The 1,077-nt window shown below is 51.1% G+C and carries 1 protein-coding gene; it reads left to right on the top strand.

All coding sequences use genetic code 11. The annotated features are described in order from the left end of the window. Window positions 1–1,077, top strand: a 1,077-nt coding sequence (locus tag JUI58_RS03600) for a DUF4347 domain-containing protein (protein WP_204102377.1), incomplete at both ends; no start/stop codon positions are given.

The raw sequence follows: 1,077 nt of genomic DNA, 5'->3' as shown, positions 1-1,077 counted from the left end.
TGCCGGACAGTTGGCAACTTGGGCAAAATCCCTGGATGAAGGGGCAGATATCTTGCTCTACAGTTGTTTTACGGCATTAGGAGAAGCGGGACAAGCCCTCATTGGGGATTTAGCGCATTTAACGGGGGCGGATGTAGCGGCTTCAACCAATGCGACAGGAAGTGCCAACTATGGGGGGGATTGGGTCTTAGAAAGCAGCACGGGAAACATTGAAGTCCTCACAACCTTTAGTGACCTGACCCTCAGTGTTTGGGATGGGAAATTGGCAACCCGGACAGTGACGAGTTCCGCAGATGATAATACGGCGGGAACCCTCCGGTTCGAGATTGGAGCGGCGGCGACTGGGGACACAATTCTGTTTGATTCAGCAAGGACTGTCACCTTGGCAGCAGGAGTAGGATTTGAAACGATTACCTGGGGACAAGCCGATCTGACAATTGATGGCAATGGGTCAACGGTTCAGGGCAACAATACGTTCCGAATTTTTAGTAGTGTGGCAGGCGCAGGAACCACGACGATTCAAAACCTGACGATTTCAGGGGGGAGTACGGGTGGTAGTGGTGGTGGTTTGAGGGCGAACAACAACATCACATTAACGAACAGTACAGTAAGTGGGAATAGTGCTGGTGATGATGGTGGTGGCTTGGGTGCGAGCAACATCACATTAACGAACAGTACAGTAAGTGGGAATAGTGCTGGTGATGATGGTGGTGGTTTGCGTGCGAGCAACATCACATTAACGAACAGTACAGTGAGTGGTAATAGTGCTGGTGATAATGGTGGTGGTTTGCTTGCGCTCAACGACATCACATTAACGAACAGCACGATCGCCTTCAACGTCGCCGATGCCGATAACAATGGCACGGGTGATGGTGGTGGCATTTTCAAGTCTGGCACCGGTACCGCTACCATTAACAATAGCATCATCGCCCAAAACCAAGACCTCGGCGGACAAGCACCGGATTTAAGCGGTACCTTCAATACCATCCAATCCAGTCTCATCGGCAACACCACAGGGGCAACCATTACCACTTCTACCAACAACCTCATCAACGTTGACCCTCTGTTGCTCCCTCT

This window comes from Spirulina sp. CCY15215 (assembly GCF_016888125.1).
Lineage (GTDB): Bacteria > Cyanobacteriota > Cyanobacteriia > Cyanobacteriales > Spirulinaceae > CCY15215.
This window is presented reverse-complemented; position numbering and strand designations above follow the sequence as displayed.